We start from the raw sequence: 26,746 nt of genomic DNA on the forward strand, positions 1-26,746 counted from the left end.
GAGTCTGGGGCGCGCGTGACCGGAAGTGGATTTTTGGCGTCCGATTTTCGTCTCTGGCCCGCTGTGGCGTGTTCGTGGGCCGCTCAGTCGATGACCGGAAAATGACCGGAAGTGACTGGAAGTACCGCCGTCTGGTGGTTTCCGAATGACCGGAAGTGCCGGTCGGTGGCGAGCGATGCGACTCTTCGTGGGTGGGCTGGGCTGCTGTCATGGGTTCGACGGGACGCCGGTGGTTGCTGTGGGCGTCGCCTATCTCAGAATACCGTAGTCAACCGTATTAATAGTTACCGTACGGTAACCAGTATCCGGACGGAAGTAACGGAATAATCCGGTGGTGATTTTTGTTTGCGAGATAGATAGCAAGCAAGATGGGTGAGAGAGGGCGGAAGAAAACCGTGTCAGATGTTGAAATCCTCCGCCAGTTTGCATTAGAGCCAGCCCCCTTCATGCACCCTACAGAGCTAACTGACTCGCTTGAGATGTCTCGGCAGGGTGTATACAAGCGGTTGAAGGCGCTTGAAGAGCGAGGACTCTTAGAGAGCAAGAAGGCTGCCGATACACGGAACTGGTGGCTTACAGATGCAGGCCGACGCCATCTTTCTGAGAACTCCTGATCTATTCACGCCACCACCCAATCATATGCTGTGTGGGCTTCTTTCGGCTGATTTCTCCATCTTGGTGCAGGTTTTGTAGCCTTTTGTGGATGGCAGTACGGGTAATGGGCAGCACTTTTTCCAGTTCACTCGCAGTTACGAACGGACCCTCGATCTCGTCAAAAGCGTCTATTATCTCTTCATCTGAGACGAGTTGATTCCCGTGTGTTGGACTCATTTATTACAGTCGCCTTTTGGTTACCGCACGACAATAGTTTTATGGTGGTGGCGTAACATAAGCTAAGTATAGGAACACACGCGCCGCTGGTCGATTTTGTACGAAATCGCCCCGGTGCTGAGACACCGAGGCGCGTGGTTCCATCCAGAACCAATGGCAACTACGCAATCCAGTCCACAAGAACGTACCGCTCGTGAACTACTCACCCAAGGTCGGCCGCTCTTCCTTGGCGTCGATGGTGAGGGTGCAGCGCATTACTGGGACAGCTATGAATTTGCCGTGGCTGTTGTGGCGGCCGATGGTGACGCCGAGAAGGTTGTGCTGGCAGAGACGCCCTTTGAGACGCTCTCGGAGTGGTGTGAATACACGCGTGGCGAGCGTGGGTGGGACATCGGCTCACACGTCGGTGGGTCGCTCGTCGGCGATCTCGTTCGAGGTGTTGAAGCATGAGCTGCACCGTCGAAGAGCGGAAGCGAGTTCGGCGTGCTGCACGGGCGATTCAGGAAGAGGTTGCGACGGAATCGGTTGATGTGCTTGCGCCGAGCGCGAGTCAGTACGGTGAATGGACGCTTGATGCTGTGCTTCGAGATGCTGATGGGGTGCCGCCAGAGGTGTTACGTGAGCTCGCGTTGGCTGGGTTGACGCTCCAACCGACGCCGTCGCAAGCCGAGTACCAGCACATCGCGGCGACGGTGTAGAGCAACTATAAGCTAACAAGCAAAGCTATTTTCGCCATATGTACCTCTCAGAATGATTTTTTCAGAATCAGATATTTTGAAACCATTGGTAGTGGTCTAACCTTCCCAAACATTATAATACTATAAAAATATATCAAAACCAATGTGTGAACACTTTTCTGGAGGAGATCTTAAGACTGCGGCGAAATTGGTCATTCTGGAAGAGTATCTAGACGTTTATACGACTATTCTTGATTCGAACTGGGATGATGATCTTTGGTACGTTGACACACATGCTGGAACCGGAAAGACACACATTGATGAGCGCGGTATAGATCTCGATGGTTCCGCAATACGCTCTATAGAGCATTATCAGGACTTCTTTGATAGGTTCTATTTTTATGAACTAGATGAAGATCATTTTCATACACTACATGAAACGTTGGCAAACCGATTTGGCCTGTCTTTTGACGTGGGTCCTGTCGGTGTAGAAGATGAAGACTTCCTTGTCGCCCGTTGCGATGATCCCTACATACGGATCATGCAGACGGACTCCAATGACGGGGTTAGCTTTCTCGCTAACCACGCAAATAATTCTGCTCATTGGATGACTTTTATCGATCCTAAGGGACTGACAGCAAAGCGTTCGACTCTTGACACGGTGCTTGAAAGAGGCAATGTAGACATAATCCTCAATTATCAGACTACAGGTGTGATGAGGAGTGCTGCAGCCGAACACGCTCATGATGCAGTGAGAAGAACCATGGGTGACGACGATTGGCCCGAAGCGGGATCAAACGATGATTACATCAGAATCTACAAAGAGAAATTGGAAGAAAACGAGGAAATTCGGCCAGTCCTGTCAAAAAGGCTGGTTTCGCCAGATGATGAACGGTGCCGATTTGATCTTGTTTTTGCCTGTACAAATGATGGTGCACGTAGCGCTATGGATGACATCATGAACCAAGACGAACTCTGGGAGAAGGCTTCGGAGGAGATGGGGCAGTCTGGGCTGAGCGGATTTATGTAATTAAGAACGTTTCTCCTTACCACTATGTCAGACTATTTGTATGCATTTGTGCAGGAGTTGTTGGGGTTTCTCGCTCTGCAAACTCTTCGGGAGACTGCCGATCCCGCCAAGACTGCAACCACGCGGCCGTCTCTTCGTCGACGTGCTTGATCAGTTGCTTATCAGGCCACAGATGCACGGGCAAATCCAACTCGCGCCCGATCTCCTGCACCCAGCGTAGGTGATTCGTCGCATACTCGACCCACTGCTCACGAGAACGCAGCGCATCCAACTCTTCAGCCAATTCCGTTTCTCCTGCGTCCCGCGCTGCTTCGACAGTCATCTCGAAGTTCCCACCACGCGGGTTGATCGGCTCGTGGAACACCACAGCCGGGTCACACTCAGCGACCCGCTCTAACTGTTCCCGAAGATCGGCCTTCCCTTGCGTGGGATAGGTCGGACTCATACTGACGAACGTCTGCACGCCATGCTCGTTGAATTCCTTCAACCCCTTCAACCGCAATTCTGGCGCAGGGGCACTCGGCTCAATCGCACCCACTTGCTCAGCGTCCAGACACGGAATCGATGACCCAATGGTCACATACTCGCCAGCATCCTGAAAGACATCCAGATCCTGCAGCGCCAGAATCGGGTTCCGGGTTAACACCCGAACGTATTCTTCGTGGCTTGCGATAGCGTCAACGACATCGCGGGTGATCTTCCCGGCTCGACCGTCCATGTAGCAGTCCGTCGAAAATGAGACACCAACAACACCCTGCCCACGCTCTGTTTCCCGCCATGTTCGTTTTCGATCCAAGTGCCCGTCCAGTCTCTCGCCTAAATCATCCCGGTAGAGCACGTAGTTCCCCCACTCTTTCTGGCCGTTGTCAACATCGGCTTCCTCTTTGAGCATATCCGGCCGCGTCCGGATGTTCGGCGTTGAAGGGACATAGCAGAACTTGCAGCCATGCCGACAGCCTGTCGCTACGTTGACAACGTAGTCACACAGGTGCTTACTGTTGAGGCCCGACTCACTGAGAATCGCCTTTGTAGGGTCTTCTCCCGTCCGAACGTCTTCGTGGTCATCTGTCATATGTTATCTTGTCTTTCCCGTCTACTTCTAGATATAAATATATACATCAAATATAGCGTTCAGTTTCACTTTCACTCCGCGTGGCTGACTTCTAATGGGGTCCAGTATAAAAAGACAGGTAGGAGAGAGACGCATGGACCTCACCTGGAACACTGGCGATAGCTGGTTCGAGCGAACCTACGCCGTCGAACACGCTTGGGAGACGGTAGCCACGTTCGACGACCAGCCTACGCTGGACGAACTCCGTGCACTCTCACGGGACCACGGTGCCCCGACCGAACGGCTCGACCTCTGGCAAGCCGGGCTGCTGTGTACCCAGTGCAACGACGAAATCAACGACCGCTTTGCCGCCAATCCACAGGGAGACCTGCTATGCTGGGACTGTGCCACTGACACCGAAAGCCATGATGAGCATGGGATTACGGTTAACACTGACCCGACGAAGTCGGTGATGAGCGAGTCCCATCTCCACACCAAGAGCCTCTGTGACCACGTTATCAACGTCGCCACCGGATGCCGACACGGCTGTGAGTTCTGCTACGTGCCAACCACGCCAGCTATCGATAGCCGCGATGAGATGCTCGCCGAGCAAGCGAACGTCGACGATCCACAGACCGACTGGGGGAGCTATCTCCTATACCGGGATGACCTCCCAGAGCGACTAGGCAATATCCTCGACGAGCGTGATCCCAGCGAGCGCAAGCAGACTGAGCGCGGTCGCGGCGTCGTGATGCTGTCCAGCGGCACGGACTGTTACCAGGACCGACGGACTGCTCAGATTACCCGCGGCGCTGTTGCCGAGCTCATCACACACGACATTCCCATCCGAATCCTCACGCGAAGCCCTGCCGTAACTCGGGACATCGATCTCTTCCAGGCCGCCGGTGACCGCATTACCGTCGGCTCGTCGATTCCGTCATTCGATGCGACGCTCGTCAGAGCGATGGAACCGAACGCCCCACCACCGATGACACGCTGGCAGGCGTTAGACGAACTCCAGCAGGCCGGTGTGTCCGTGTTCGTCTCGATGTCACCCACATACCCCACGATGGGCGAAGATGACTTTCACGAGCTACTCAGCTACTTTAGAGCACTCGGTGAGGTCGTCGTCTTCCACGAGCCAATCAACCCACGCGGCGCGAACTTCCAGCAGTGCCTCAGCGCCGCCAAAGAAGCCGGCTACGACGACGTGGTCGAAGAACTCCAGCAGATGCAAGACAGCCACCAGTACTGGGTCGAGTACGCTCTTGAACAGTTGAATACAGTCCAGCAAGTTGCAACGCGCTTCGACGGGCTCGAAGTGCATTCCTGGCCAGACGATGAGCTGGTCCGCTCGACGAGTGGCCAACTTCCGTCGAAGCTCACGGCAATGCAAGAGGCCGTCTCACCGGAGTCGTTCTCCACACATGCTACGGACGCCTCGCCTGAGCAGTCCGAATTAGCTCGGGACGGCAAATCTATAGAGCATCTCATCTAACGTGTCTATCAGGCACCGCGGCAGGGTTTGGCCGGGTTGACGTTACGGCCGTCCCGGCACATGCTGAATCTCAGCACGTTGCGGCGACGGTGTAGAAGCCGCTAACCAACAATGGCTGCCCAGAACTCACGACTGTTGGTTAGTCGAGAAGCGATTGGTTGCTGCCCGGCGTTCGTTTGTCACGAGCTCACCAGAAATATCCGCTCAGTGAGTATGCGACTGGAACTCTCAATTGGGATGAGAACAGCAGCGACAGTCGTCCCGCTATTAAGGGGACTCGCTCGTCGAGTTTGTCTCGAGGTCACAGGCCATGAGCGTCGAAACGGTGCTTGCCGTGAGTTCTCCCGTATCGTCGATCTCCGCGCGCGTCGAGGATCGGTTACAATCGAAGTTTTCGGGCGTGACCTGTTCGGTGACGGTCGTCTCGGTTTCGAGCACACCTACCGATAGGGAGTACGTATCGGGCTCGCTGAGCGTAATCAGTACAGTGCCCTCAGGTTCGACCGTGTAGACGCCGTCGAAGTGCGCTGTCGAGTCCTTCTCGACGAGGATTCGTGTCGTCCACGTCTCCTCCGATGGGTTCCGGAGCATGAGCGTGTGGCTGCCTTTCCCCGTGTCTGCGGGAATCGGGTCGTCACCGAGCGTTTCCGACGCAGATTCACGAGCAGCAACGTGGTCGCTCACGACGCCTTGGCACGCCATCCGCGTGGAAATACCCAGCGAGTCAAGTGTCCCGTCGTCCTGAACGCTGATCGTCGTCTTGGTCACGTTACAGGTGAACTGGCTGGGTTCGACGGTAATCTGTTCCGTCGCATCCAACTCGGGGACGGACACACGAGCGGTGTACGTGTCGAGATCAGTGAGCGACGCCACAATGCTCGCGTTCGGTTCGAGTTCCACCGATTCCTTGAACACGGTTTCGTCCGCCGTCGAAACCGTCACCGTCCCCTGGTGAGACTCCGCCGTCGGATTCCCGAACGCGACGTGGTGGGGAGTTCTGAGACCGCGCTCATCGAGCGACTCAGCGCCGATGGTTCGCTCGACAGTGCCATCGGCGGCGACGTGTGTACGCTCGGTCTGTTGTTCAGTGTTGGTTTGCGTGTCCTCAGAGGTTGGCGTCTCGGAATCTGTCGGCGGTGAGTCACTCGATCCAGCTTGAGTGGTGCAACCGGCGACTGCGGTTGTGAGACCAATTCCTGTGCCTGCCAGAAACGCTCGCCGTTTCATACCCTACCATTGGAAGGGGGAAGTATCGCGCTATCCCAGATTCAAATACGTCTTTGAGTCCCGGCTACTCACTCACGCCGAGTGGGCGTGATTCCGTGCTGGCCGATACGTTCCCCAGTACCAAGCAACGAAGAACAACAGAATCAGGAAGATGCCAATTCCCAGCACAACTCCACCAGGCCCGGTCGCAAACGTTCCGAGCGTCTCCCACATGGTTGGGTCGGGTTGCTGAACAGGGGACGCACCAGCCCGGGGCGATGATACTGGTGTCGGTACTGACCGGCGTATATGGGCGAGTACACTGACGGCTCCGACGAGACCCACTGCGCCGAAGACGCGACTCAACGCCGTCTTGAGCGACGGGCTTGTTCGTTCTGCCCCCGCGAAGAGAACGAGCGCGCTATTGGTCGGCGCGTACACGTCCATTTCGCGGCCCTGCTCGGAATACCACGTCTCGACGACCGCCACTAGGTCTGCGTCCTGGAGTCGGTCGAGATGATAGCTGATATTCTGTACTGAGGAATTGAGTTCAGTTGCGATCTCCGATGCTGTCGTTGGTTCCGCGTATATCTGGCTGAGAATGCGGCGTGCAGTTGTTGAGGAAACTGCTGAGATGATCTGTTCCGCTGATTCATCTTCGAAGTCAACGAGCTTCGGTTCCAAACTACGATCCGAAGCTGTTTGTGGGGTGGGTTTCAGGGGTAATAATGAGGACATTGTTGTCTGATTCGCTTGTAGGAGTATGTGATTGGGGAAGAGTCAAAGCGGTATTTGAGTCCAATTCTTGCCGAACTATGCTCCTCCGAGACGCTTTCGGAGTGGTGCGAATACACGCACTTGGAGCGCGGTTGGGAGACTGGTCCGAATGTCGGTGGGTCGCTCGTCGACGATCTTGTCCGAGGCGTTGAAGCGTGAGCTGCACTGTGGAAGAACGGAAGCGCGTTCGGCGTGCTGCGCGGGCGATTCAGAAGGAAGTGCCGACTGAGTCCGTTGATGTGGTTGCACCGATCGCGAATCCCCGCAACACTTGAACGTCGCGGGAGAGGACACGCTTGATGGCCTCTATCATCGATGAAACCGTGTTCGGCGAACCCTCCAGAGGGCTTGCAGTGGTTTATCTCTGTGGCGCACTTCTGCTGGCTGGGCAGCAAGGGTACTACGTCATTGTAGAAGGGGCAACACCGTTCTATGCTGGACTGTTTCTGAGCGCCGGGATGGCCCTCTCCGGCATTGCCGAGTCCCTGCCGAACCCTCGACGACGGGCAGCTGGCATCTTGCGGGTCACAGCACTCGTCGTGCTGGTGAGCATGCTCGTAATTTTGTTTGTCACACCCGACCTCCTTATCAACTGAGAGCGGTGATCGATTCGAATTCACTGCTGCCGGCCGGGTGTGTTCTTGAAGAAGAACCGCCACGACCGCTGACGATTCCCGGGGAGATCTTCCGTATCGGTCACGCCGCTACTGACAGATTCTAAGCGAGTGATCGGGTTCGCCTATACATGAGTCCGCTATACTGAGTAGAGGAAGCCATGGCAGTACCCTCTTATGACCGACCACTTGAACACACATATGATTGGGCTAGGGACGCTACTTATAATTCTCACAGTCTTTGTGGTGATGACTCTGACTCTCGGTCTGCTACTCCGGTTGCTGAAAGACGCTGACGGACTCTGAGCAGTCAATTAACTGGACTGACTTGATCATTACAAGCAATTGACTCAGTGCCCGCTGTTTCTCGACGCCGTGCCGCGAGACACCGACGGCGTCCCAGCCGAGGTCCTCCGGGAACTGACGCTGGCCGGCCTAACGCTCCAGCCGCTGCAATCTCAAGCCGAGTATCAACACGTCGTCGCGACAGCCTGACAGAACCGAATACTTTACTCTTTTTTATTAACATACTTCGGTTCCAGTTCCCCTATCCCTCATTCCGTTTGCGCTGACCGAACGCTTATGCCACTCATACAGCAATTAGAGGTATGGCCAGTTCGACGCGCGATGGAGAGCCCCACGAGGATGAGATTCGGATGTGGCGCGAGGGGGACTCCTGGATCATCACAGATGTCGAAACCGGCGTCACCACGCAGGGTGAGACGCGTCAGGAGGCTCTCGAAATGCTTGACGATGCGGTCGCGGGCTACAAGGGCGAACGCGGCCACGAACCCACCGACGAAGAACTCCGAGAGCTGGGAGTTGACCCCGAAGACAATACCACCGGTAATGGCGATCTGCCCGACTTCATGCAGTAAATGGTCCGGGGCACGTTTTCTGGTCGGGATGTCGTGAAGGTCTTGGTAAATGTCGGTGGCTTCGAGTGGCGTCGGACGACTGGCGATCACGCCCAACTCTACTACCAGCACCCAACCAACGAGAGCGACCGACGACACGTTACCGTTCCGCTGCACGACGAACTCAAAACGGGAACGCTCCGAAGCATCGCCGACGATGCTGGCGCGAACGATTTTGCGGCGTTCTGTGAGTGGCTCGACCGTAATTCGTAGGCGAACCAATTCGTCACCGTCGGCTGCGAGTCCCTCGAGTCGAAGCGCTGACGCGACACCTCGATAACGGGGTATTTGACAGGCGATTCCCCTATCTTTCTGTCGAACTGCGTGCCTGTTTTGCATGGGTCGCGATGGTTTCGAGACTACTCCTGACAGTTTGCGACCCCATGCCGGGGCCTGCGGGGGGTCCCACAACGGCGCGAGTGCCTGAGTTGAACCGATAGAGCAATCCTAGTCTGACGGCGCGGACTCACCCCTATTTTGTGACCCTCCACCGGGTGAGAGGCGTTCCAGAGAGAGCGTCTTGACCACCAGCTATGTCAGAGAAACACGCGATCCAGACCAAGTTGAAGGGCTACGTCGTCATGAGCCAGAGCGGGCCAGACAGCCTCGGCTTTGGCACGTACACACGCAACCATCCCGAGTATTTGAAAGAGCGCGTTGAGGCACAGCAGTCTCCAGCAGCCGGCGGCGCGGGCAACGTCAGGCGAGCTCGCCACATCGCTCGCGAGTACCACGGCTGGGATCTACCAGACGAAAGCGAGCTCCGTCACCAAGCGATGGCGGGCGATGCGTGATGTCCAGTGACTCGTCTCAGTATATGACCTGCAGAACCGACGGATGCGACGCACCGATCTTCGACGCCGAGCGCATCGCGTGTGTCGACGGAGCGTACGGGCCCTGCATGGCTGTCGGGCGTCACGCCGGCGTCTGTTCCAGCGGCCATCTCTCTGTCTGGGACGTCGCAGAGGCCTGAGTGCTGTCGGTCGCGTACTCGCCCGTATTTTGTGTCCCCCGAGAGGGTGAGGGGTTTCCCGAACATGAGTACCGAACAGCAGTCCGTCGACGAACAGTCTCCAAGCACCGAAGCCGACGAGTGTAGATAGTTGAGTCCCATGCTCACCGGTTCTTTTTTCCCCGTCGATGAAGCCAAATGAGCAAGAAGGTCACGCCAGCGATAGGCCCGGAGAATTCTCCACCGTTCAAATTAGCAACGAGTGCCAGCCAACCCATTCCGAGCAAGGCGACAACTAAGAGTGGGAAAACAACTTTTTCGCCGAAGCTCAAACCAGACCAGAACGACCCAGTGCTGGAACTTTGTGCCGAAGATTGACTCTGTTGTCTCGGTGATGGCGAGGAGGAACTCGATTGTTGGCCACAGTCGGTGCAAATAATTGGGTCACCACCAAGTTCTTGAAACCGAGACGGTTGCAACCGAAGCCCTCGACCACAGGATTGGCACTCAGTGTGAATCAAACAGTCTTGACAAAACGGATCCTCACCAAACATCTGGAAGTAGCGAGTGTCTACCTCGAAACCCTTCCCACACTTAGTACAATTGACACTGGCCTTGCCCATAATATTATCTTAGCAATTTCATATAAATAGATACTGATGGGCTCAATTTTATAAAACGTTACACCGGAACCAATCTCAATGCTTTCGCCTGATGCTACCGCCACCAGTTCCTGGTACTACTGACTCTCAACCCAAGCACGATATGCGCCTGATACCCGGCGATTTAATAGTTCGATCACGTCATCCCCTTCCCAATCGTCATAATAATTTCCGTTCCCGTGGCCATAGGATAGTCGTCCATCTGAGTAAACAAGCCCCCCGCCCGTGGTCGCCATTTTCCCGTCCTGATTCAGATAGTAAACTGTGAATCCAGTCTCGCTTGCTGTTACTTCCGCGATGACTTTGTTCGTTTTCACCGCGCGGAATTGGAGCGTTGGAGTGTCTTGGAAGTCTGCCCCATACACAGGATCTTCGGTCATACGTTTTTCAAAATCACCAATGGAATCTATTTCATTAATAGCGCGCTTGACCGTTTCTCGGAACTCCGCAGGGAGATAGCCTGTGAGTTTCTCGATCGTCCCCGGTACAAGTTCCAGTTCATGTCGGAGTACGTCGTTGAAAGTATCGACGTTGTACTGATCTTTGAGTCGACTCAGTTCGTTGTGGACTGATTCGTCAACTTTCACAGTCTTGTTTGCTTCACCCATTGTATACTCACTACACTGGGTATTTTCGAGTACACCCACAAAAATCCATCCCAAAGAATAGTAGCATATACACCGAGATACTATCGAGACCCTCATTCAAACAACTGCAGGTGCTAATCTCTGAACGGAGGATTAACCGAAGAGATAGACATCCGAATCTAGTGTTCGGATTCAATATTCTTCAGAGCATGAGGTTGGTAGATTTGGGCACAAACTGCCTTCTCACGACCTCGATTTTGTGTCCCCCAATAGGGTGAGGGGTTTCCCGAACATGAGTACCGAACAGCAGTCCGTCGACGAGCAGCCTTCAGGCACCGAAGCCGGCGACCAACCAGACATTCGTGCCCAACACCGGCAGGCACAGACGAGTGGCGAGGTGTTTCAGGGGCGTCCCCGAGGTGAGAGGTAGATGTGTTGCCCCGACTGCCAGTAGGCCCCACAAGAGAGACTCAACCTCGACAGTTGAGAAACGGTTAACGAGGAGCATGCAAAAGTCGGGCTTGTGACTGACGATCTCGCGTATCCCTCTGTCGAACTCATCCTTGAGCTCCACGACCAGGTCGTGACAGAAGGCGACATCACGGAACCGGGGGCCCGGTCAGAGGACGCGATTGCATCCGCACTACAGTACGTTTCGGAGGGGTTCTTCGGGGAAGTGCCTGAGACGATCCATCAAAAGGCGGTCCATCTGATGCGACTACTCGTTTCGGAGCATCCGTTCGTCGACGGAAACAAGCGAACGGCACTCCGAACAGTGGTCGTTTTCTACATGCTGAACGGATACACGTTTGAGTACGGTGATGAAATTCGAGCGCTCTTACACCGGTTTGCGACCGGCGAAACCACAGTCGACGTAGACACTGCAGTCATCTACTTCCGGGCATGTGCTCGCCGCAACTGATAAACCGATACACTGGATAATGATAGATAGAGAAATGGCGTCTAGCACCGATTCCTCGACGGCGATTGACGAGGAAGTCCGTCAGTTGTACGAGCGATATCAGGCGGCCGAAAGCGACGCCGAACGCCGCGAGATTGCGCTTGAAATGGGGAAGCTCGATGGACGTCGCCACGCAGATATCTACGCAGCGCTCGAAAACGAGTGAGAAGCCCCACGTTCTGCGTTTTCGTGTCCAGCGTCGTTCGCGACTAGTGGCTACTCGGTCGCCTTTTGTGAACGCCTTTGCCCTCTCGTAGAAGGATCAACCCATCTTGAACTCTCCACGCCGATAGCGGTTGCTTCCAATACGACAGCACAGCACAATCGTCGCGCACATCTGCGTTTCGTGGTCTATGCTCGTGTTGCGTCGGCGACGTGGTCGTGTTTGTCGAGGCTGCCGACAACTTGGGTTTCCGTGGCATACACGACGCTGCTCCTGCGTGGGTCGAACCGCTGTAGTGATGCCGGTCTAACGGCGGTACTGGAAGCAATTTTGTGTCCCCGGTGGGGTGAGGAGGTTCTCGAACATGAGTACCGAACAGCAGTCCGTCGACGAACAGTCTCCAAGCACCGATGCCGACAACCGCCCAGACATTCGTTCCCAGCACCAACGAGCACAGACGAGTGGCGAGGTTTTTGCGGGGCGTTCCCGTGGTGGGCAATGAATTCCCAGATAGTCCGTGAATGTCTCTGTCGACGTATTCCATCTTGCTAGGTTGATTTACACCCGATCTCGTAAGGCGAAGACACACGAACTCTCATTCGATTCGTGGTCACTGGGGGTCAGTACACCGGCTCATGAGACGACCAGCAACTAGAAAGCAACAGGCAGATAGATATGTGTCGATAAAAAATAACGACTCTGAATGACCGCCCTCCGTTCCCTCCAGAACCGAATCCGTCCAGGAGCCACACTACTGATGCTGGGGGTGATCGGTGCAGCCACCTATTTTGAATTCATATACAACGGGCCACCAACGGTATATTCTTTTGTCCTCTGGATAGTTGTCGTTCCAATGTTGCTCGCAACGACGGTGGACGGTGTTCAAGATCATCCACTCTATCAGCCGCTTCTGTATGCTGGTTTTGTTCTAGTCGGTACGCTACAGTATCTTGATGGTCATTGGTTCCTCCTCGCTGGGCTGTTTATCATCTGCGGTGTTCTCGGATTGCTCTCCGTATTTCGTCAGAAGAGGTCTCTCTTCGGGTCAGGATAGCTGGCTCAATCACCCAGACGACAACAAAATTGTTCACCCAATCGCTGGTCAGTATACCAGAGGTGCTCAGTGGTCGCAGAATGTAATCAATCCATCCGTGGCACTTCCTACGTCAAATAGTACACTAAACTCCCCCCCAGATGAGTGCCGATAGTCTGTCATAGGCGGTATTCGGCTCGACAGCATGAACGGTGGATACACTTGAACACACATCTGTCGATGAGTCTGAAGCAGAGGGACATCTGCCTCCAGCTTTCAGCATAACCTTCAGCTCGTGGTCGATACAGCGGGCTACTGCTCACCGGGGGTTCGTAGTCGTCCGAGAGAAAGATACTGTCCTGTTCCGGATGAAAGTAGACTTCCAGAGCCCGAAGTGAACCGGCGTAGGCCGCAATCATCACGAGCACGAATCCGATCAAGCCGGGAAGGAGGAGTTCCGGTACCACTGTGCTACGTCTGCCGCATAAAGGATGCTAGTCAGTTTCCGTGACTCTGTGTGGTCATCTGGATACAGGTATTCGGAGCCTCTGGTGATTCCCTCGCCCGCACCGCCTCTCGGAGCCACTGCCGACGTGGCTGAGAGGTCCTGTGCCGTGCTGTCGGTCACGGCGACCCTGACTGGGAGTCGTCGTAACGGTCGCCGACTTTGGCTCAGAGCCACGGAGGACTGCGATTGTGTCAGAGTTCTAGGTCGCGCCAATGCCGTCGCCGACGATGTTGAGTTTCCCGATGCCTTCGACCCGGTATTCGGCTGGTGGGTCTTCGCCCATGTTGAGGTAGATGTCCCGTATCTGGGCCATCAAGTGTGACATAATCACGTCGGCGAATTCCTCTTCGTACTCGAACCCATCGGCGAATTCCAGTTCCGGCATCGCGAAGATGAGTTCCTTGTTGGGGTAGGAGGGAGGAGCGCCGATGCGGTGTTCACTGCCATCGGTGAGTTTGTAGTCGATAACTACGTCTGAAACCTCAAGGACTTCACCGTCATCGAAGTGGACGGCTAGGTTGACGATGATCGACTCTTCGTTGACGGGACTGTCGTTGATATACTGCATCGGGTTTCGAAGGGCGTCGTAGTACTCCCGGAAGTCCTCCAGGAACTCTTCCATGGGATAGTTGCTGAACGCTTCGATGCCGGCCTTGATGTGTTCTGGCCGCCACATCGGGCTCAGGATATCCGCGTCCGGGAACTCCTGTTGGGCGGCGAACCGTGCCCGAGCTTCGACCTGGGTCATTATTCGCTGTTCTTCGTCGGTTCGGTCTTCTTTCTCAAACGGATACGAATCTTCGTCAAGTGTATGCTTTTCAATACCGCCCGTCCATTCGACATTAACTATGTGACGAACGTCCCTCTCGTCATACACTTCTACGCCGATTGCCTGGCTATCATGTCCGAGTATATTTATTTTCATTTTATTAATTTGTATTTTTAATCAAACCGATTACTCCCGTGCTTGCCTCCATTTCCTGCACCGCTAGAAGCCTCTTCGTAGGCAGTTCTGGCGTCAGCCATGCTCTCTTTGAATTCGGAGTAGGAGCCAACGGTCAGGTCTGAGACGGCAGAGACCGTGTTGGAAATGCCGTCTCGAATCCCTTTCTTGGTCATTTGCTCGCCAGCGAAGGTGATTGTCCCGGCAAGGGCGACAGTCCCGGCGGTGACAGCGAGACCACCAGAGAGTCCGAGTGCGGTGACGGCGGCACCGGCCACCGCGCCGCCAGCTGGCCCCATCATCTTCCCGAGGAGTTTGCGGCCCGACCCCATTGAATCCTGCTGCATATTTTGCTGGAGGAACTCCCCTCGCTCTTCGGCAGTGGCGTTTTCGAAGGCCGTGCCGAGTTGCTCTGGGTCGGTGTCGGCATCCATTTCTGTGAGGTCTGGCGGTGACGCTTGCCCACTGTCGTCTGCGCCTCCACCAGAACTCCCCGATTTCATTTCCGAGACTGGTGCCATTTTGTATGGCCCACTGGTTTGAGATGGATTCTCTGGCTGAGTAGTATCAGTCCCAGACTGCGAATCAGTACCGCCGCCCTCCGGAGCCACTGCCGACGTGGCTGACAGGTCCTGGGCCGTGTTGTCGGTCACGGACGACCCTGACTGGGAGTCGGTAGCACTGCCCTCCATCGGGACAGTCGATGCGACAACACCCGTTTGAGACGGTGGCGTCGGGCCTGAACCGCCGGTTCCGCCGGTGCCGCCGATGCCGACTGCACCGGTAACTTTGTTTTTGCCTGCGGACAGGCCTTTTGACACTTTACCGGCAGCGGCCCCTGCAGCACCGCCGAGGGAGCCGGCAAACATCATGAAGAGCTGCACGTTGCTTAGCAGGCACATCGCAGCGATTGCCATGGCCGGCATTGCCATCTGAATCAGTGGGTTCGGCCCGCTGGCGAAGACAGCCGTCGTCGTTCCGCCCGTGCCACCGCCACTGAACGTCGAGAGCGTTCTGGTGGTGAACTTCGTGCCGACAGCGAAGATCCCGGCAACGAGTATCCCGCCCGGAATCAACATTCCCGTGGCCTTGAACAGTTGCTCAGCGAGTTCTTTGGCGTACTTGAGCGGCCCGACGTCAGCCACCCAGAAGATGATTAACAGCGGGAACAGCCCGTAGGTGAGATACACCAGGACCTGCCGGGCGACCAGAACGACGAACAGCACAATCTGAGAGAGCACCACGACGAGCAAAATCCCGATTCCGTACAGCAACATCACGAACGACCCTACAGAGGTCTGTGCGACGGGATTGCTCGGCAAGCTAGCGTTCAGATTGACGCCTTTGAGGAACAGATCGATGCTCGCGTTGGATATCGAGAATGCCCACGCGAAGGCCCCGCGACTGAACAGTGTGCCAGTTCCAGGCGGATTGACGATGAACAGCGAGAGCGTCGCTGCCAGCGCGCGTGACATGAACCGGTACGGGTCCATCTTCTCGTTGTCCGGGAACAACTGGAACAGTCCCAGATAGGACAGGCCGAAAATAGTCAACAACGAGAAGTAAATCACCATCGAGAGGTCCCACATACTCTGGAACTGGTCAAGCATCGACGGCTCCAGCTTCAGCATCTCGGAGAGAACGCTTGAAAACAGGATCTCGATGAGTTCGAACACTGCGTTGAACAGTTGCTCATTAATCCACTGGATGAGGCTCTCAAGCCCGACGTCAACGACCAGCAGCGGAGCTACGAATGGTACAGCCAGCACCTGGCCGTACGTTGACTCCACCTCCAGACGCTCGGGCCCCGACTCCGCCATCTAATTCACCTTTTCTCTTTCCCATATTAATATTTTCTATCTAGATGTGAAATAATACGGTCAATCGGACGGCCCTCGCTGTGGTCGTGAGCCCGTTTCACTATCCGCCTCGGAATCATCCGGTTCAGCCTGTTGCGCGGATTGTGCTGTCGAGACATCCGTCAGTGATTGTGCGTTAGGCGACATCGTACTGGAAGACCGACCCGTGCCTGACTTTCCAGCTTTTCCACCCGGCTTGAAGCCGTTTTTTGCACGCTTTTTGACGCCCTTTTTGGCCTGTTTCATGCTCTTCTTTGCAGTCGCTTTGACGCCCTTCTTGACACCTTTCTTTGCCACCATCTTCCCGCCCTGTCCAGCGACTGATGCGGCAGCACTTGCACCACTTGTTGCAACCGCGGCACCAGCCTGTGCAATGCCTGTAACAGCAGTTCCGACGGCGCCCAACATCTGTGTCAGCATCAGGGTCGGGAGGACGAGAATCCCGATGATGATGACGGCCTTGATGAGGAAATTCAGCAGTACATCACCACCACCTGAGCTAGCGAACACACCGCCCTGGACTGGTGGTCCCTGCGCTGTTGGGTGGGTCGCTGGCGTCCCACCGGCGAATATCTGACTACTGCCACCGATGAGACCGAGTCCAACGGTAAATACGGCCGCTATGAGGACACCACCAGCCAACAGCATTACTGCAGTCTTGAACATCTTCGACGCGAGGTTATTCCCGTATTTCAGTGGCCCGTGGTCGACAACCCAGAGGAGGATGAGGACCGGATACAACCCATATGTGACTAGAACTAACACCTGCCGTGCCACGAGCAGGACCAGCAAAATGATCTCAGCGAGAAGTATGACCTTGCCGATGAGGATGCCTACTGCAAGCAACATAAATGGCCCGCTCAGCGCACCAGCGATTGTGCCACTCTGGAAGGAAATAGACGTACCAACTTGACTGAGATACCATGTGGAGAGATTATTCGTGACCACGAAGGCCCACGCAAATGCACCCTTCCCAAAGAGATTCGCGCCCCCGCCCGGTGGATTTACAATCCAGATGGATGTCGTTGCGGCGAGAGCGCGAACACCGAACCGATAGGGATCTGTCTTCTCTGTGCTGGGGAACAGCTGGAACGACCCAAAGACGGATACTGCATACACTAAAAGCAGTGCGAAATGTATAGTAACGCTGATCTGATATATGGATTCCAACTGCTGGAGGTGCGCAGGACTGATGCGGAGGAACTCATCTATGATATCTGCAAATAACTTCACGATGAGATCGAATACGGCAGCGAATACGCTATTGGCGAAGTCCCGAAAGGGATCCCTGAGACCGACGAGAGCGAGTGGGACCGACCGTCCGGTAGCGTCGGAGCCGACAGTGAGAGGCAATTGCGTGTGTTCTCGCACAGACTGGATCCGAAACGCGAGACTCATTGATTCCCTCCGTTGCAGAATTGTCGATACGCGTCGGCTGGACAGGGTCCCGTCATAACAGATCCATGATTAGTTTGAACCCAACGAAGTCGATCATCAGCAAAGGTGTGATGAGCAAAAAGAAGTCCTGAATATACTGTGCAAGTTGTCCGTGCGTCGAAAATCTACCATCAGGCAGAGAGTCATCAACCGCGGCCCCGCCGGCAAACGTTCCGCTGGAGGCACTATCGTACGTGCTGAAATCAGTCAGCAGTGTACTTGACCAGATTAACGCTGTTACCAATACTCCAAACAGCATTAATTTCGCGCTCACTTTGATGAATTTCTCACCCATAACATTGACACGCTTCCATGGCCCGACATTCACGAGCTTGAATGCGAGTAAGAGTGGGAGCAACGCGTATGTCACGTAGATTATTAACATACGTAGGACAAGTATCAGTATCAGGCCGAGCCCGGCGATGAGCATAAGACCCACAGCAAGTACTCCCCAGTTGTAGCCGACGTACAGGCCGACCTCATCTATTATAGCCCGAGTAATAGTTACGCCAATACTGAGATCATACGATGTTTGATAATACAGCCCGGTGAGTGTGTGCGTGAAGGCAACAAAAAACGCTATTAACTCGCGTGAGATGAAAATCACTGCAAAGTACTTTGTCACTTTTTCGAGATGTAGCTGTAGGTCAGCCGAATCCGTTCCCGCGAAATACTGTGCCATCAAGAGGATGTATAGAAACGACAGGCCAGCCATTGCTACATATGCACTGAATGAGATTTCCCAGAGCGTATTCAATACGCTAACGTCCGCCGGGTTCGGGTAGAAAAGGAACATCTCATAACCGAGAGAAAATATCGCTGAAAGAGCATCTAGAAGCCCCGAAACGACGTTCGTAAGGAACCATTCGATTCCGTTTTTGAATAGTTGGTACAGGTCGGGGATGCCCGGGAAGTCAATTTGAAGGAGCAACGCTGCAGGCACCACTGCATGAGTCACAGCAGCCTGCTTCATTGTCGGCTTCGGCCTTTTTTTGCTCCTGTCAGACGGCATTTCAAATATTCTACTCGTGTATTTAGATATTTATTCCACTAACCTAAAGGTTATTATATACTAGCTATTACTTCGTAGATATAGAGGACTGTCCCGTGAATACGGAGCGTACACTCATCTTGTTGCTGATTGCCATAGTCGTTCTAAATCTGAGCTGGACAGGCGCAGTCAATAATCGGGCTGGTTCGCTTGAAAATCGTGTTGAGACTGTTGAACAGGAGCAAGCGTCTATAGCCGTCTTTGCAGGTGCGAACCAATCACGCAGCGGTGCGACATCTGCCACGTCATCATTGTATGCGTACAACACGGGCAAAGGCAAAGCAACAGTCGTGCCAGCGGAGATAGAAGCTATCCCAGCAAGCGGTATCTATCTCGATGTGTCGCCGGTCGCACATACTGCTACGGTTCAACGCTCCATCGCGCGTGCCTGGTCAGTAGCCAACGCGAGTCAGTATCCACCACCATATGATGGAATTGTCATCCAGATCAAGCCCCCAGAGAGCTGGGATACTGTTGGTGGTGGGAGTGCTGCACTTTCGTTGGCATCTGGATTTGCCGCAACAAACCCTTGTGTTGAATTGAACAGAAGCGTCGCAATGACTGGTGGTTTGACGCGGTCTGGAACAGTCGTTGAAGTAAAACGCGTGCGTGAGAAGGCCATTGCAGCAAAAGAACGTGGTGTTACTGTATTTGCGGTTCCGCAGGGGCAAGCGGTAAATGTAGAAGGCATTAGAGTCGTCGAGGTTGCCACCTTTGGTGAAGCGGCCAACTATACTCTGGAACGTACTGCCGAATGCCCGACTGAGACGGCAAAATTAAACTAAGACTTCTAATATATGTTAATAAATACTTAATAGTCTAAGAAATCATTAGACTTATTTTATAGTAGATCTATCTGGATAATATGGCACAGTGGAGAGCTGGAATAGAGAGGATTGACATGAAACAAATATGCAAGGTCATGGTTCTGACCTTCGTGCTTCTTACCGTCTTCGCAAGTCCCGCCGCAGCACAGCCCGCACAGCAACAACAACTCAAAGATCAGATGAATCAGGTCGGCGATTTCCTCGCGATTGTCATCAGTGCGGTGGCAATTCCGAACGGCGCTTTCGGTGTGTTTCAGTACATGACAGCTGGGACTGACAGTGAACAGAGCGACAAGGGCCGGAAGCGAATCCGCAACTCCTTCATTGGCGTCGCTGGGGCCACCGCTGTGGTGACGGCGGTGCAGTTGTTGAACGCCCTCATTTAGGTGTGAAACAGCGGCCACATCGGTTTCAACAGCATGCATCGATTCGCACAGACCACAGGACTCATCCTTTTGGTGGTTTTCGCCCTGTCGTTACCCGCACAGGGGTCGCTATCAGGGGCGGAAGAGCGGGTTTTTCTCTCTGGGGATATCGATAAAGATCCAGATTCAGTGTCCGGTGACCTGAGTGATGGTGGGAAGACATTTGCGAAGATTGGCGACCTTACGTTTCGGACAAGTAAGCCACAGTACGAAATTAGCGACACCAAGCTGCATGAGTATCAACGTAATAGTTTATCTCGACTAGACACCAACGTGCGTCACTCACGGACCATGCCACAATCGGATCAACGAAACACTGCACTGATAAAAAATGCACACGTAACCCTACTTGGGATCTACGGTGGTGCACAACCTCAGTTCAGTTCTGGCTCGTCACCGATGTTCATTGGCGCCGACGGCACAGTCCTAAACCACGCGGATTATCGCGTCCCAGAAGACATTCCGAAAGACGACTGGTGTTCGGGCAAAAGTTACGATACTGCTGACTGGGATGTTGACAAAGACGGGAGAGACGAGGAAGTCTACCTCGATGGCTCCCAGACGTGCAAGAAGTATGAACTGCACACGAAGATGGATCGCTGGGTTACTGTCGATGGTAAGCGTATCTCTGGGGGAGATACGATTTCTTACAGTGGACTCTCGTCGAACTCGCCCCAGCAACTCACTGTTCACGCCGAAATCACAGTCAGAGTTGAGCGCATAACAGAAAAATACGACTGGGACCCACACGGTAGATATGGCGGTGGTCCATCTGACGGAAGCTGGGACCAATCACAGAGGGTTGATGATAGGTACCGGTTTGATCGCATCCAGGTTAGTGATAGTCAAGAAGTGGTTGTGACAGACGCGGGAGATATTGATGTGGAACAGACCGTTGTTGAAACCGAAGGTAATACGAAGCATCTTATTCTTGAGATACAAGGACCACGGAACGGACGAACTGTATCTCAATCGAAACTCGAAGACCGGAAGCTCTGGAGCTATCTGGCGATGGGTTCCGACCATTCAGTAGATGGTACGTGGCGGACGTATTCAACACGACAGTATGATTCAGTGACGTTATATGAACCAGATGGTGACGTTTCGACTGACCCGAGTCCGCCGCACGTTCCACAGACGCGGCTGGTTGGGATGGACAGAAAACCGACAGTGACAGCAGTGGGATCTAGCTCGGATAAGACTCAGGTTATCGGACATCAGGGGTACAATGTCGACGTTTCACAATCGCTCCACGCTAACGTGAAAATTACGCCAAGACAGCCAGTTGCATACGAACGCATTGTTATCACCGATGCGAAACAGCCTGTGACAGACCTAGTCACGATCCATGGACAACCGGTACCTGTCGATGTTGATACGCGAGTGGAGCGGCGCAAACCCAGTGTGACTATACGACAAGTCAACTCCGGGGATTCGTTGCAGATACATGTTGAGGACCCAAAGACAGGCCAGCCTATTTCAGGCCGTAAAGTGAATCTTCAAGGGGCAGTCCCGAAGTCACCTACTGCCTCAGGTAATGCTGTAACAGATGCAAACGGAAATGTGGAGGCCACCCGTGTAAACGCCTATGTTCAGGCCACTGTAGACCACGACGACTTTCAATCAATCTCAAACGGGGCATTCTATGACAAGTCATCAGCAGAGCGGACATTCATCCCGGACGTTATCTTATTATCTCGCCTCCATTCACTTGTACTAACACTAGCATTGATAACACCGCTTTTGTTCTTGTACGGTTACATCCGTCACTTTGGCTTCTTCGAGTGAGTCGTCTCAGATCATTACTCGTTCAGTTCGCACACGACTGAAAGAGGGGTTGCGTGTATATTCATTTACTGTCAGTTCATGCGCCGTACAGACTGTACAGACGAGTATACGGTGTTCGGTGTGATCTGCCCCGTTGGTAGTGGTGCTTGACTCGGAAATAACCGCTCAGATCGCCGTATGAGCGGCTGAGACTTATTGCTTCAAATCTGACATCATTCGACCCTGCTCGGAGGGCACTTCAATACAGCAGTGAAATCTGCTGAAGGAGGTCTCATTCGGTATACGACATGAAAGAAACCGACAAACACGGAGTTTGTTGAAGAGCACTACTGTATGGACAGTCAGTGGGACAACCATACTTCGTCGGAGATATCACACTTTCACCGTGAAAGGGTCGCCACCAACGAGGACCATACCAACTGAACTGTTGGGGTCCGGAAATGTCTCCGTGGGTATGTGCTGGCTGCCATCCGCTATAAGAAGGAGTCACCGGTGAAAGAATGAATGTGATAAGCGTTGCTTGAACTCTCGGAAGTACTCCGTTCCAAGCCTGTATATCGACGAGGGACCATCGCTATTATTGTCAGGAGAGAGCGCTGGAAGCGTTCATATTGAGAATCTGCTCGACTGCCTGCTCTTCGTGGTCCGGAATATCTCCCCAGTCAATAAGATCGTTATCGTACAAGAAAGCCCACACGTTCATATCACCATCTATGACGTGGTGCTCGAAGTCATTCGACATCACCCGCATTCGCATTTTCCCGGCATCAGACACGGAAAGAAGCGACTCAGAGTAGTCCGCCGAGTTCCCGGCTTGAGCTTGCAGCACGAAGTCCCGTTCACGCGGTGTCAAGTCAAGGGCATCAATGGCCTCCTCGCCGATGTCTTGGTGTCGCATCAGTGCTCGAATGTCACACTGGTCGTAGATCTCTTTGGCCTTCGGATCAGTCATGAACTCGTCGACAGTTTGACTGATAAGCGTCAGACCACTCCCGTAATGGCGACTGTGCCGAGAAAACAGGTTTAGCATGTCCAGCGCCTGTTCGTGACCGAGCATATAGTGCGCCTCGTCGATCATCACGACCATCTTTCCAGTATTGGCCTTTGCCCGCTGGAAGAGCCAGTCGAGCACGATATGCATAATCAGCCCTTCGTTTGACCCATCAGCAACACTCGAAAGGTCAAACTGAACAACCCGGTCCTGCAGATGAACGTTTGTGTCTCCATTGAGATTTGCCCGCTGTCCTCCCTTTTTAAACTCCTCCAACCCAAGGAGAACACTTTGAGCATAGTCTGCGAGCCGTTCAGCTTGTTCGCGGTCCTCGATACTGGTTTCGGTATTGATTGTCGTAATCTCTGACTGAACGGTTTCTGGCACGTTGAGGAACTCACTGGGTGGTGAACCATTTGCCATTCGTGCAAGAACGTCTAACACGTCCTGAATTACAGGGCTTTGCTGGTTGTGCGTACTAACGTCTTTGGTAATCCCTCGCTCAAGGTATGCGTAGCGGATTGCACGGCGGAGCACGCCCTCTTCCTCTTTACTGAGCTCTCGTTTTCCCTGGAAGTGTGACTCGAACAATCCCATTACACTCCGGATTTTGTCGTCGTATGGGTCCCCTTCAACGTCATCAATATTATCGACCTGTTTGATATCGAGAGGGTTGATTCGTGACCGCCCGTCGATGGTCACGCGCTGCCCGTCCACAGCTTCGACAACATCACTGAAACCACCGACGGGGTCAATAATCAGGACTTCTGTCTCCGGATCCATCATCAGGCGCCGCCAGAGAGTAAGCTTGGCCAGATATGACTTTCCGGATCCAATTTTCCCAGATATTAACATATTATGCCCCGACTGTTCGAACCGGTCTACAACAATAGGAGCGTTTGTTGACATATGGAATCCCATCAGAACACCGGTCGATTCCACGACTGACCTATCAGTGAACGGGAACGCAGTACCCAATGCATCAAGATCCATGATCTGCGTGTTCCGGATCTGATCATTTGCTAATGGTGCCATCGACTGTTGTGCCTGAAGCTGCCGGTCGTAGAGTGTTGTCACCTTTGCGTTCACTTGTGAAAGAATCTGCTTGAGTTCCTGCGTGCCTTCCTTGAGGGTATCCTCGTCGTCAGCTAGAATCTCGAAATACACCCCGAAGTCGAATAGCTTCGTTGACCCCTCTGTTAGCCCCTCTCGGAGACGTTCAACGTGTTGCAACTGGTTCTCTTCTTCGATGGTGTTGAGCTTCCCGTCGCTCTTCTTCCGCCGGATCTGCGAGGTAAGCCGCGTTGCCCGAACATTGAGTTTCTGTTGCATCTTGTCAGAGTCGCGGGGAAAAATGTGATAGGACAAGCGGAGCTCGGTTCCATTGACTGACAGCCCGTTGGTGAACAGCTTATCCAGCCAGCCGGGGGCCACACGACTCGGGTAATCAGCGATGATAAGTGATCGAGCGTACTTTTCAGCTCCTTGGTCTCCGAGCCGTTTGATATAACTCTTTGATTCGATTATTCGCTCAGGAGACACAGCCAATCCGGCCGATTCAGAGCGCTCAATAGGATCATTGATTACCCCCGTCCGTCCGTTTTGATCGCTGTTTTGATCTCGTTTGACATTTTCAATATAATGTGACAGCTTTTCTTGAGTAATCGTTTCGTCTGACTGTTGTAGCCGGCGTGCGGCCTCAGTCACTACGTCGTCGTCGGCAGTATCGACTGAGGTCTTGGAGCCGTTGGAACCCAGCATTGAGGAAAGCGTGGTGCCTGCTGTTGCCGATTGTCTTCCATCCTGAGATAGAACCTCTGAAATAGCGATTCCAGCTGCCCCAAGTATCATAGCCCCGCCAAACAGCAATCCGAAAGATGGCCAGACGCCATACGTGTTGACCACCCACTCGAACCCGAACAGTGCATACACGGATTTCGTCATTGACGCGATGCCGCCAGTCTGGAACATTATCAGGTGTTGCATAGGAAATTCAGTCCTCCATGTAGGCAGTCAGTGTCTGCTCGTCCCCAGACTCAACAGAATACGGACCATTCAGGAATACGTCATTAAGGGGTTGTTCGTTGTTGTAATAGTGGTATAGCACGCTCATGACTTGGTCACGGTCATCTAGACGCTCAGTCTGTACATCGAACCGCTGGAGCGCTCGCTCAACTCTATTTAGACGCGTATCAAGCTCCCGAAGGCATTGTTGCTTACTGATATTTCTGTTGTCTGAACTGCCGAAGAAGTCGGCGATTGGTGCCAATGGACCGAACTTTTCAGCGGCCGTATCCAGTAATCCAGAGTCAACATTCTGGAATTGATTTATTTGGTCGGCCGATATTGGAATCACGATGTAGAATCGTCGCTGTTTCATATCGTTATCGAGGATAAAACGCTCAAGCCAATTCGGATACAGCTGACGACCCAAATTTACCAGTTTGCTATCAGTTGATCGATTCCGGTCCTCAGAGATGACATCATTGAGCCGGTCAACGTGATCGGAAATATCGAACTTTGTTGGATAGGCAACTATCTGTATCGGGAAATCGAGTGTTGCAAGGAAACTCGATTTGAATGCCTCGATAATTTCGGACTTCTTTTCTTCCGTATGTATTGACCACGAACGAGGTTGAACCTCAGTAATGCCGACGTACTCATCCTCATCCTTGACAATCATCCCGGCACCATTGACTCCAGTTGGGAGGTAGTCGTCTTTAGATTCGAGTACAAACTCGAAATCAATCAAATCCTGCGCGTAGTTTGGTATCGCTAACGCTCCTTGCTCTGTCGAATCGGTCTGCTGGGGTGGTGCAATTACACTCGTTTCTGTCGCAGAATCTGCAACCCCGACTGCCCCGGAACTGTCGGTCTCAGTCAGACTCTCCTTTGAGCCTCTGGCTGGTGAATCTGCCCGACCTGACTCGTGATGAGACTGACTGTCGGTGGTCGCCGATACTCCGTCGAAACCGGATCCGGTTTTTTCAGATGTTGCCTCCTGTACTTCTGTGTCATTGTTCATAGCTGGCTCGTCCCTGCCGCGTTCTTCTGATTTCTCAGTCGCCGTTTCTTCGCCCCCTGCAATTCCGGAACCTGATTCCTTAGGTGTCATAGTGTTATTGTGTCTTGTCGCCGCTAATTATGCCTGCCTGCTGTCCCTATCCGAGTTGCTCTCATTGCCAGTGTGACTCGACTCATTCTGGTAGGGAATGGAGAGCCTGTCAGACACGGATGTATCCCATTCAAAATCTTCCTCACACGTTTCTGACTGAATTTGCGACGCTGTGTGAACGCGATTCTTGATTGGCACAGAATCGCGTTCACGCGTTCGCGGTTTCAGGTAATACTCGTTTGGTGTAAGTCGTCGCTTAATTGCTGCAGGAGCCCATTCAAGTGGTTTCTGACCCTCAGGTGTTCTGATTACGACTGCGATCACACCAAGAAGCGACACCCCAATCAACGCCAGAGTAGCCACCAGCGGAATTTGGTCTATGAACAGGCTGGGAAATACCATTACAAGCGGTACTGAGCCAAGTATGACTAACTCATCAAATGTCAGTCCCATGAAAACGTCTGTCCGGAGAATCTCTCCCGGAATCGGTACCGCTTTCATCTATACTTCTTTACAAAGTTCCTAAATTAATAAATTTTCCCGTTCAAATTTATCTTCATTCATCCCGTAGGATTACTCACTAACTCGGTGGAGGACACTACCCCGCTGCCATCGTACTCTTCACGCTCCATCGCCCACTTGTACGCACTCGCGGGCCTCGGGTCGCCAAGCCACGCCAGAAACCGCTCAGTCGCATCGAAGGGTAACGCCAGCCGCCGATCCCACACCATGACGTCGTAGCCCTGTTCAGCAATTGCCTGCTCGCACGCCTGTCGCTTGCTGTCGTCGGTGATCGCCCAAGTGGCCCGTGGCCGCGCGAGACTCCCGGCCACCCTAACCCAC

Annotated in this window: 29 protein-coding genes; 18 read left to right on the forward strand and 11 right to left on the reverse strand. The window is 53.5% G+C overall.

From position 1 onward, the window contains the following. Positions 1 to 145: 145 nt before the first annotated feature. From ACNO8S_RS18520 to tcmP, 5 genes are all read left to right on the forward strand, one after another. Positions 146 to 268: a hypothetical protein gene (locus ACNO8S_RS18520; RefSeq protein WP_420183088.1), complete on the forward strand. Its 123-nt coding sequence runs from the start codon at positions 146 to 148 to the stop codon at positions 266 to 268. A 100-nt stretch (positions 269 to 368) separates the two neighbouring features. Continuing rightward, on the forward strand, positions 369 to 614 hold the full coding sequence (locus tag ACNO8S_RS18525) for a winged helix-turn-helix domain-containing protein (protein ID WP_121578452.1): 246 nt from the start codon (positions 369 to 371) through the stop codon (positions 612 to 614). A gap of 370 nt (positions 615 to 984) precedes the next feature. Further along, entirely contained in the window at positions 985 to 1,281 is a 297-nt protein-coding gene (locus ACNO8S_RS18530; protein ID WP_420183089.1) for a hypothetical protein, read from the forward strand. Next, entirely contained in the window at positions 1,278 to 1,529 is a 252-nt protein-coding gene (locus tag ACNO8S_RS18535; protein ID WP_151104294.1) for a hypothetical protein, read from the forward strand. Before ACNO8S_RS18530 ends, ACNO8S_RS18535 begins: the two co-directional genes overlap by 4 nt. A gap of 142 nt (positions 1,530 to 1,671) precedes the next feature. Beyond that, positions 1,672 to 2,538 carry a three-Cys-motif partner protein TcmP gene (gene tcmP, locus ACNO8S_RS18540; RefSeq protein ID WP_420183090.1) on the forward strand — a complete coding sequence of 289 codons (867 nt, stop codon included), beginning with the start codon at positions 1,672 to 1,674 and terminating at the stop codon, positions 2,536 to 2,538. Between the two features lie 22 nt (positions 2,539 to 2,560). Here tcmP and ACNO8S_RS18545 read toward each other — a convergent pair whose 3' ends face one another. Continuing rightward, positions 2,561 to 3,610, reverse strand: coding sequence for a radical SAM protein (locus ACNO8S_RS18545; RefSeq protein WP_420183091.1), 1,050 nt, complete (start codon positions 3,608 to 3,610; stop codon positions 2,561 to 2,563). Positions 3,611 to 3,743: 133 nt separating this feature from the next. Between ACNO8S_RS18545 and ACNO8S_RS18550 the strand changes: the two genes are divergently transcribed. Next, positions 3,744 to 5,087 carry a radical SAM protein gene (locus ACNO8S_RS18550; RefSeq protein WP_420183092.1) on the forward strand — a complete coding sequence of 448 codons (1,344 nt, stop codon included), beginning with the start codon at positions 3,744 to 3,746 and terminating at the stop codon, positions 5,085 to 5,087. Between the two features lie 267 nt (positions 5,088 to 5,354). Here ACNO8S_RS18550 and ACNO8S_RS18555 read toward each other — a convergent pair whose 3' ends face one another. Together ACNO8S_RS18555 and ACNO8S_RS18560 are read right to left on the reverse strand one after the other, a co-directional pair. Then, positions 5,355 to 6,314 (reverse strand): hypothetical protein, encoded by a 960-nt coding sequence (locus ACNO8S_RS18555; protein WP_050036669.1) that lies wholly within the window; start codon positions 6,312 to 6,314, stop codon positions 5,355 to 5,357. Between the two features lie 72 nt (positions 6,315 to 6,386). Further along, entirely contained in the window at positions 6,387 to 7,031 is a 645-nt protein-coding gene (locus ACNO8S_RS18560; protein ID WP_023842882.1) for an ArsR/SmtB family transcription factor, read from the reverse strand. 338 nt (positions 7,032 to 7,369) lie between these two features. On the opposite strand from ACNO8S_RS18560, the gene ACNO8S_RS18565 reads away from it, so the two are divergent. The 6 genes from ACNO8S_RS18565 (at position 7,370) to ACNO8S_RS18590 (ending at position 9,574) form a co-directional block, all read left to right on the forward strand. Further along, positions 7,370 to 7,666: a hypothetical protein gene (locus ACNO8S_RS18565; protein ID WP_050036668.1), complete on the forward strand. Its 297-nt coding sequence runs from the start codon at positions 7,370 to 7,372 to the stop codon at positions 7,664 to 7,666. Between the two features lie 363 nt (positions 7,667 to 8,029). Continuing rightward, positions 8,030 to 8,179, forward strand: a complete 150-nt coding sequence (locus tag ACNO8S_RS18570) for a hypothetical protein (RefSeq protein WP_014030608.1) — start codon at positions 8,030 to 8,032, stop codon at positions 8,177 to 8,179. 113 nt (positions 8,180 to 8,292) lie between these two features. Continuing rightward, positions 8,293 to 8,562, forward strand: a complete 270-nt coding sequence (locus tag ACNO8S_RS18575) for a type II toxin-antitoxin system HicB family antitoxin (RefSeq protein WP_050036667.1) — start codon at positions 8,293 to 8,295, stop codon at positions 8,560 to 8,562. Further along, positions 8,563 to 8,814: a type II toxin-antitoxin system HicA family toxin gene (locus ACNO8S_RS18580; protein WP_008313655.1), complete on the forward strand. Its 252-nt coding sequence runs from the start codon at positions 8,563 to 8,565 to the stop codon at positions 8,812 to 8,814. It begins immediately after the preceding gene. Positions 8,815 to 9,134: 320 nt separating this feature from the next. Continuing rightward, a complete protein-coding gene (locus ACNO8S_RS18585) occupies positions 9,135 to 9,395 on the forward strand; it encodes a hypothetical protein (protein ID WP_014030611.1) in 261 nt (86 codons plus the stop codon). Positions 9,396 to 9,418: 23 nt separating this feature from the next. After that, entirely contained in the window at positions 9,419 to 9,574 is a 156-nt protein-coding gene (locus ACNO8S_RS18590; RefSeq protein WP_014030612.1) for a hypothetical protein, read from the forward strand. 718 nt (positions 9,575 to 10,292) lie between these two features. On the opposite strand, the gene ACNO8S_RS18595 is transcribed toward ACNO8S_RS18590, so the two are convergent. After that, positions 10,293 to 10,823 (reverse strand): hypothetical protein, encoded by a 531-nt coding sequence (locus ACNO8S_RS18595; protein ID WP_420183093.1) that lies wholly within the window; start codon positions 10,821 to 10,823, stop codon positions 10,293 to 10,295. A gap of 502 nt (positions 10,824 to 11,325) precedes the next feature. On the opposite strand from ACNO8S_RS18595, the gene ACNO8S_RS18600 reads away from it, so the two are divergent. The 3 genes from ACNO8S_RS18600 (at position 11,326) to ACNO8S_RS18610 (ending at position 12,980) form a co-directional block, all read left to right on the forward strand. Continuing rightward, a complete protein-coding gene (locus ACNO8S_RS18600) occupies positions 11,326 to 11,724 on the forward strand; it encodes a type II toxin-antitoxin system death-on-curing family toxin (protein ID WP_014030614.1) in 399 nt (132 codons plus the stop codon). Positions 11,725 to 11,758: 34 nt separating this feature from the next. After that, positions 11,759 to 11,929 (forward strand): hypothetical protein, encoded by a 171-nt coding sequence (locus tag ACNO8S_RS18605; protein ID WP_004592295.1) that lies wholly within the window; start codon positions 11,759 to 11,761, stop codon positions 11,927 to 11,929. A gap of 754 nt (positions 11,930 to 12,683) precedes the next feature. Then, entirely contained in the window at positions 12,684 to 12,980 is a 297-nt protein-coding gene (locus tag ACNO8S_RS18610; RefSeq protein WP_050007970.1) for a hypothetical protein, read from the forward strand. A 686-nt stretch (positions 12,981 to 13,666) separates the two neighbouring features. On the opposite strand, the gene ACNO8S_RS18615 is transcribed toward ACNO8S_RS18610, so the two are convergent. The 4 genes from ACNO8S_RS18615 to ACNO8S_RS18630 all read right to left on the reverse strand — a co-directional run bounded on the left by ACNO8S_RS18615 (position 13,667) and on the right by ACNO8S_RS18630 (position 18,718). Continuing rightward, positions 13,667 to 14,215 (reverse strand): hypothetical protein, encoded by a 549-nt coding sequence (locus ACNO8S_RS18615; RefSeq protein ID WP_050036662.1) that lies wholly within the window; start codon positions 14,213 to 14,215, stop codon positions 13,667 to 13,669. A gap of 194 nt (positions 14,216 to 14,409) precedes the next feature. Further along, positions 14,410 to 16,230, reverse strand: coding sequence for a hypothetical protein (locus ACNO8S_RS18620; RefSeq protein WP_420183094.1), 1,821 nt, complete (start codon positions 16,228 to 16,230; stop codon positions 14,410 to 14,412). A 60-nt stretch (positions 16,231 to 16,290) separates the two neighbouring features. Next, on the reverse strand, positions 16,291 to 17,667 hold the full coding sequence (locus ACNO8S_RS18625; RefSeq protein WP_420183095.1) for a hypothetical protein: 1,377 nt from the start codon (positions 17,665 to 17,667) through the stop codon (positions 16,291 to 16,293). A gap of 52 nt (positions 17,668 to 17,719) precedes the next feature. Beyond that, entirely contained in the window at positions 17,720 to 18,718 is a 999-nt protein-coding gene (locus tag ACNO8S_RS18630; protein ID WP_064288956.1) for a hypothetical protein, read from the reverse strand. 95 nt (positions 18,719 to 18,813) lie between these two features. Here ACNO8S_RS18630 and ACNO8S_RS18635 point away from each other — a divergent pair, with 95 nt between their 5' ends. The 3 genes from ACNO8S_RS18635 to ACNO8S_RS18645 all read left to right on the forward strand — a co-directional run bounded on the left by ACNO8S_RS18635 (position 18,814) and on the right by ACNO8S_RS18645 (position 21,797). After that, on the forward strand, positions 18,814 to 19,542 hold the full coding sequence (locus tag ACNO8S_RS18635) for a S16 family serine protease (protein WP_014030623.1): 729 nt from the start codon (positions 18,814 to 18,816) through the stop codon (positions 19,540 to 19,542). Between the two features lie 80 nt (positions 19,543 to 19,622). Then, positions 19,623 to 19,970: a hypothetical protein gene (locus ACNO8S_RS18640; RefSeq protein ID WP_023842890.1), complete on the forward strand. Its 348-nt coding sequence runs from the start codon at positions 19,623 to 19,625 to the stop codon at positions 19,968 to 19,970. Positions 19,971 to 20,408: 438 nt separating this feature from the next. Then, entirely contained in the window at positions 20,409 to 21,797 is a 1,389-nt protein-coding gene (locus tag ACNO8S_RS18645) for a hypothetical protein (protein WP_420183096.1), read from the forward strand. 583 nt (positions 21,798 to 22,380) lie between these two features. On the opposite strand, the gene ACNO8S_RS18650 is transcribed toward ACNO8S_RS18645, so the two are convergent. From ACNO8S_RS18650 to ACNO8S_RS18660, 3 genes are read right to left on the reverse strand one after another with little or no spacing between them, the layout of a single operon-like run. After that, the gene (locus ACNO8S_RS18650) at positions 22,381 to 24,774 is read right to left on the reverse strand and encodes a VirB4 family type IV secretion system protein (RefSeq protein ID WP_420183097.1); all 2,394 of its coding nucleotides are present in this window, start codon (positions 24,772 to 24,774) and stop codon (positions 22,381 to 22,383) included. Positions 24,775 to 24,781: 7 nt separating this feature from the next. After that, positions 24,782 to 25,903 (reverse strand): hypothetical protein, encoded by a 1,122-nt coding sequence (locus ACNO8S_RS18655; protein ID WP_420183098.1) that lies wholly within the window; start codon positions 25,901 to 25,903, stop codon positions 24,782 to 24,784. Between the two features lie 27 nt (positions 25,904 to 25,930). After that, positions 25,931 to 26,404, reverse strand: coding sequence for a PrgI family protein (locus ACNO8S_RS18660; protein ID WP_023842893.1), 474 nt, complete (start codon positions 26,402 to 26,404; stop codon positions 25,931 to 25,933). Positions 26,405 to 26,746 lie beyond the last annotated feature (342 nt).

Origin of the sequence: Haloarcula sp. KBTZ06 (genome assembly GCF_048595605.1) — an archaeon.
In the GTDB taxonomy this organism is placed as follows: domain Archaea; phylum Halobacteriota; class Halobacteria; order Halobacteriales; family Haloarculaceae; genus Haloarcula; species Haloarcula hispanica.

What these genes read in the sequence shown, in the direction of transcription:
- ACNO8S_RS18520 (WP_420183088.1), top strand. Translation starts at nt 146, where the DNA reads ATGACCGGAAGTGCCGGTCGGTGGCGAGCGATGCGACTCTTCGTGGGT.
- ACNO8S_RS18525 (WP_121578452.1), top strand. Translation starts at nt 369, where the DNA reads ATGGGTGAGAGAGGGCGGAAGAAAACCGTGTCAGATGTTGAAATCCTC.
- ACNO8S_RS18530 (WP_420183089.1), top strand. Translation starts at nt 985, where the DNA reads ATGGCAACTACGCAATCCAGTCCACAAGAACGTACCGCTCGTGAACTA.
- ACNO8S_RS18535 (WP_151104294.1), top strand. Translation starts at nt 1,278, where the DNA reads ATGAGCTGCACCGTCGAAGAGCGGAAGCGAGTTCGGCGTGCTGCACGG.
- tcmP (WP_420183090.1), top strand. Translation starts at nt 1,672, where the DNA reads ATGTGTGAACACTTTTCTGGAGGAGATCTTAAGACTGCGGCGAAATTG.
- ACNO8S_RS18545 (WP_420183091.1), bottom strand. Translation starts at nt 3,610, where the DNA reads ATGACAGATGACCACGAAGACGTTCGGACGGGAGAAGACCCTACAAAG.
- ACNO8S_RS18550 (WP_420183092.1), top strand. Translation starts at nt 3,744, where the DNA reads ATGGACCTCACCTGGAACACTGGCGATAGCTGGTTCGAGCGAACCTAC.
- ACNO8S_RS18555 (WP_050036669.1), bottom strand. Translation starts at nt 6,314, where the DNA reads ATGAAACGGCGAGCGTTTCTGGCAGGCACAGGAATTGGTCTCACAACC.
- ACNO8S_RS18560 (WP_023842882.1), bottom strand. Translation starts at nt 7,031, where the DNA reads ATGTCCTCATTATTACCCCTGAAACCCACCCCACAAACAGCTTCGGAT.
- ACNO8S_RS18565 (WP_050036668.1), top strand. Translation starts at nt 7,370, where the DNA reads ATGGCCTCTATCATCGATGAAACCGTGTTCGGCGAACCCTCCAGAGGG.
- ACNO8S_RS18575 (WP_050036667.1), top strand. Translation starts at nt 8,293, where the DNA reads ATGGCCAGTTCGACGCGCGATGGAGAGCCCCACGAGGATGAGATTCGG.
- ACNO8S_RS18580 (WP_008313655.1), top strand. Translation starts at nt 8,563, where the DNA reads ATGGTCCGGGGCACGTTTTCTGGTCGGGATGTCGTGAAGGTCTTGGTA.
- ACNO8S_RS18585 (WP_014030611.1), top strand. Translation starts at nt 9,135, where the DNA reads ATGTCAGAGAAACACGCGATCCAGACCAAGTTGAAGGGCTACGTCGTC.
- ACNO8S_RS18590 (WP_014030612.1), top strand. Translation starts at nt 9,419, where the DNA reads ATGACCTGCAGAACCGACGGATGCGACGCACCGATCTTCGACGCCGAG.
- ACNO8S_RS18595 (WP_420183093.1), bottom strand. Translation starts at nt 10,823, where the DNA reads ATGGGTGAAGCAAACAAGACTGTGAAAGTTGACGAATCAGTCCACAAC.
- ACNO8S_RS18605 (WP_004592295.1), top strand. Translation starts at nt 11,759, where the DNA reads ATGGCGTCTAGCACCGATTCCTCGACGGCGATTGACGAGGAAGTCCGT.
- ACNO8S_RS18610 (WP_050007970.1), top strand. Translation starts at nt 12,684, where the DNA reads ATGCTGGGGGTGATCGGTGCAGCCACCTATTTTGAATTCATATACAAC.
- ACNO8S_RS18615 (WP_050036662.1), bottom strand. Translation starts at nt 14,215, where the DNA reads ATGACCCAGGTCGAAGCTCGGGCACGGTTCGCCGCCCAACAGGAGTTC.
- ACNO8S_RS18620 (WP_420183094.1), bottom strand. Translation starts at nt 16,230, where the DNA reads ATGGCGGAGTCGGGGCCCGAGCGTCTGGAGGTGGAGTCAACGTACGGC.
- ACNO8S_RS18625 (WP_420183095.1), bottom strand. Translation starts at nt 17,667, where the DNA reads ATGAGTCTCGCGTTTCGGATCCAGTCTGTGCGAGAACACACGCAATTG.
- ACNO8S_RS18630 (WP_064288956.1), bottom strand. Translation starts at nt 18,718, where the DNA reads ATGCCGTCTGACAGGAGCAAAAAAAGGCCGAAGCCGACAATGAAGCAG.
- ACNO8S_RS18640 (WP_023842890.1), top strand. Translation starts at nt 19,623, where the DNA reads ATGGCACAGTGGAGAGCTGGAATAGAGAGGATTGACATGAAACAAATA.
- ACNO8S_RS18645 (WP_420183096.1), top strand. Translation starts at nt 20,409, where the DNA reads ATGTTCATTGGCGCCGACGGCACAGTCCTAAACCACGCGGATTATCGC.
- ACNO8S_RS18650 (WP_420183097.1), bottom strand. Translation starts at nt 24,774, where the DNA reads ATGCAACACCTGATAATGTTCCAGACTGGCGGCATCGCGTCAATGACG.
- ACNO8S_RS18655 (WP_420183098.1), bottom strand. Translation starts at nt 25,903, where the DNA reads ATGACACCTAAGGAATCAGGTTCCGGAATTGCAGGGGGCGAAGAAACG.
- ACNO8S_RS18660 (WP_023842893.1), bottom strand. Translation starts at nt 26,404, where the DNA reads ATGAAAGCGGTACCGATTCCGGGAGAGATTCTCCGGACAGACGTTTTC.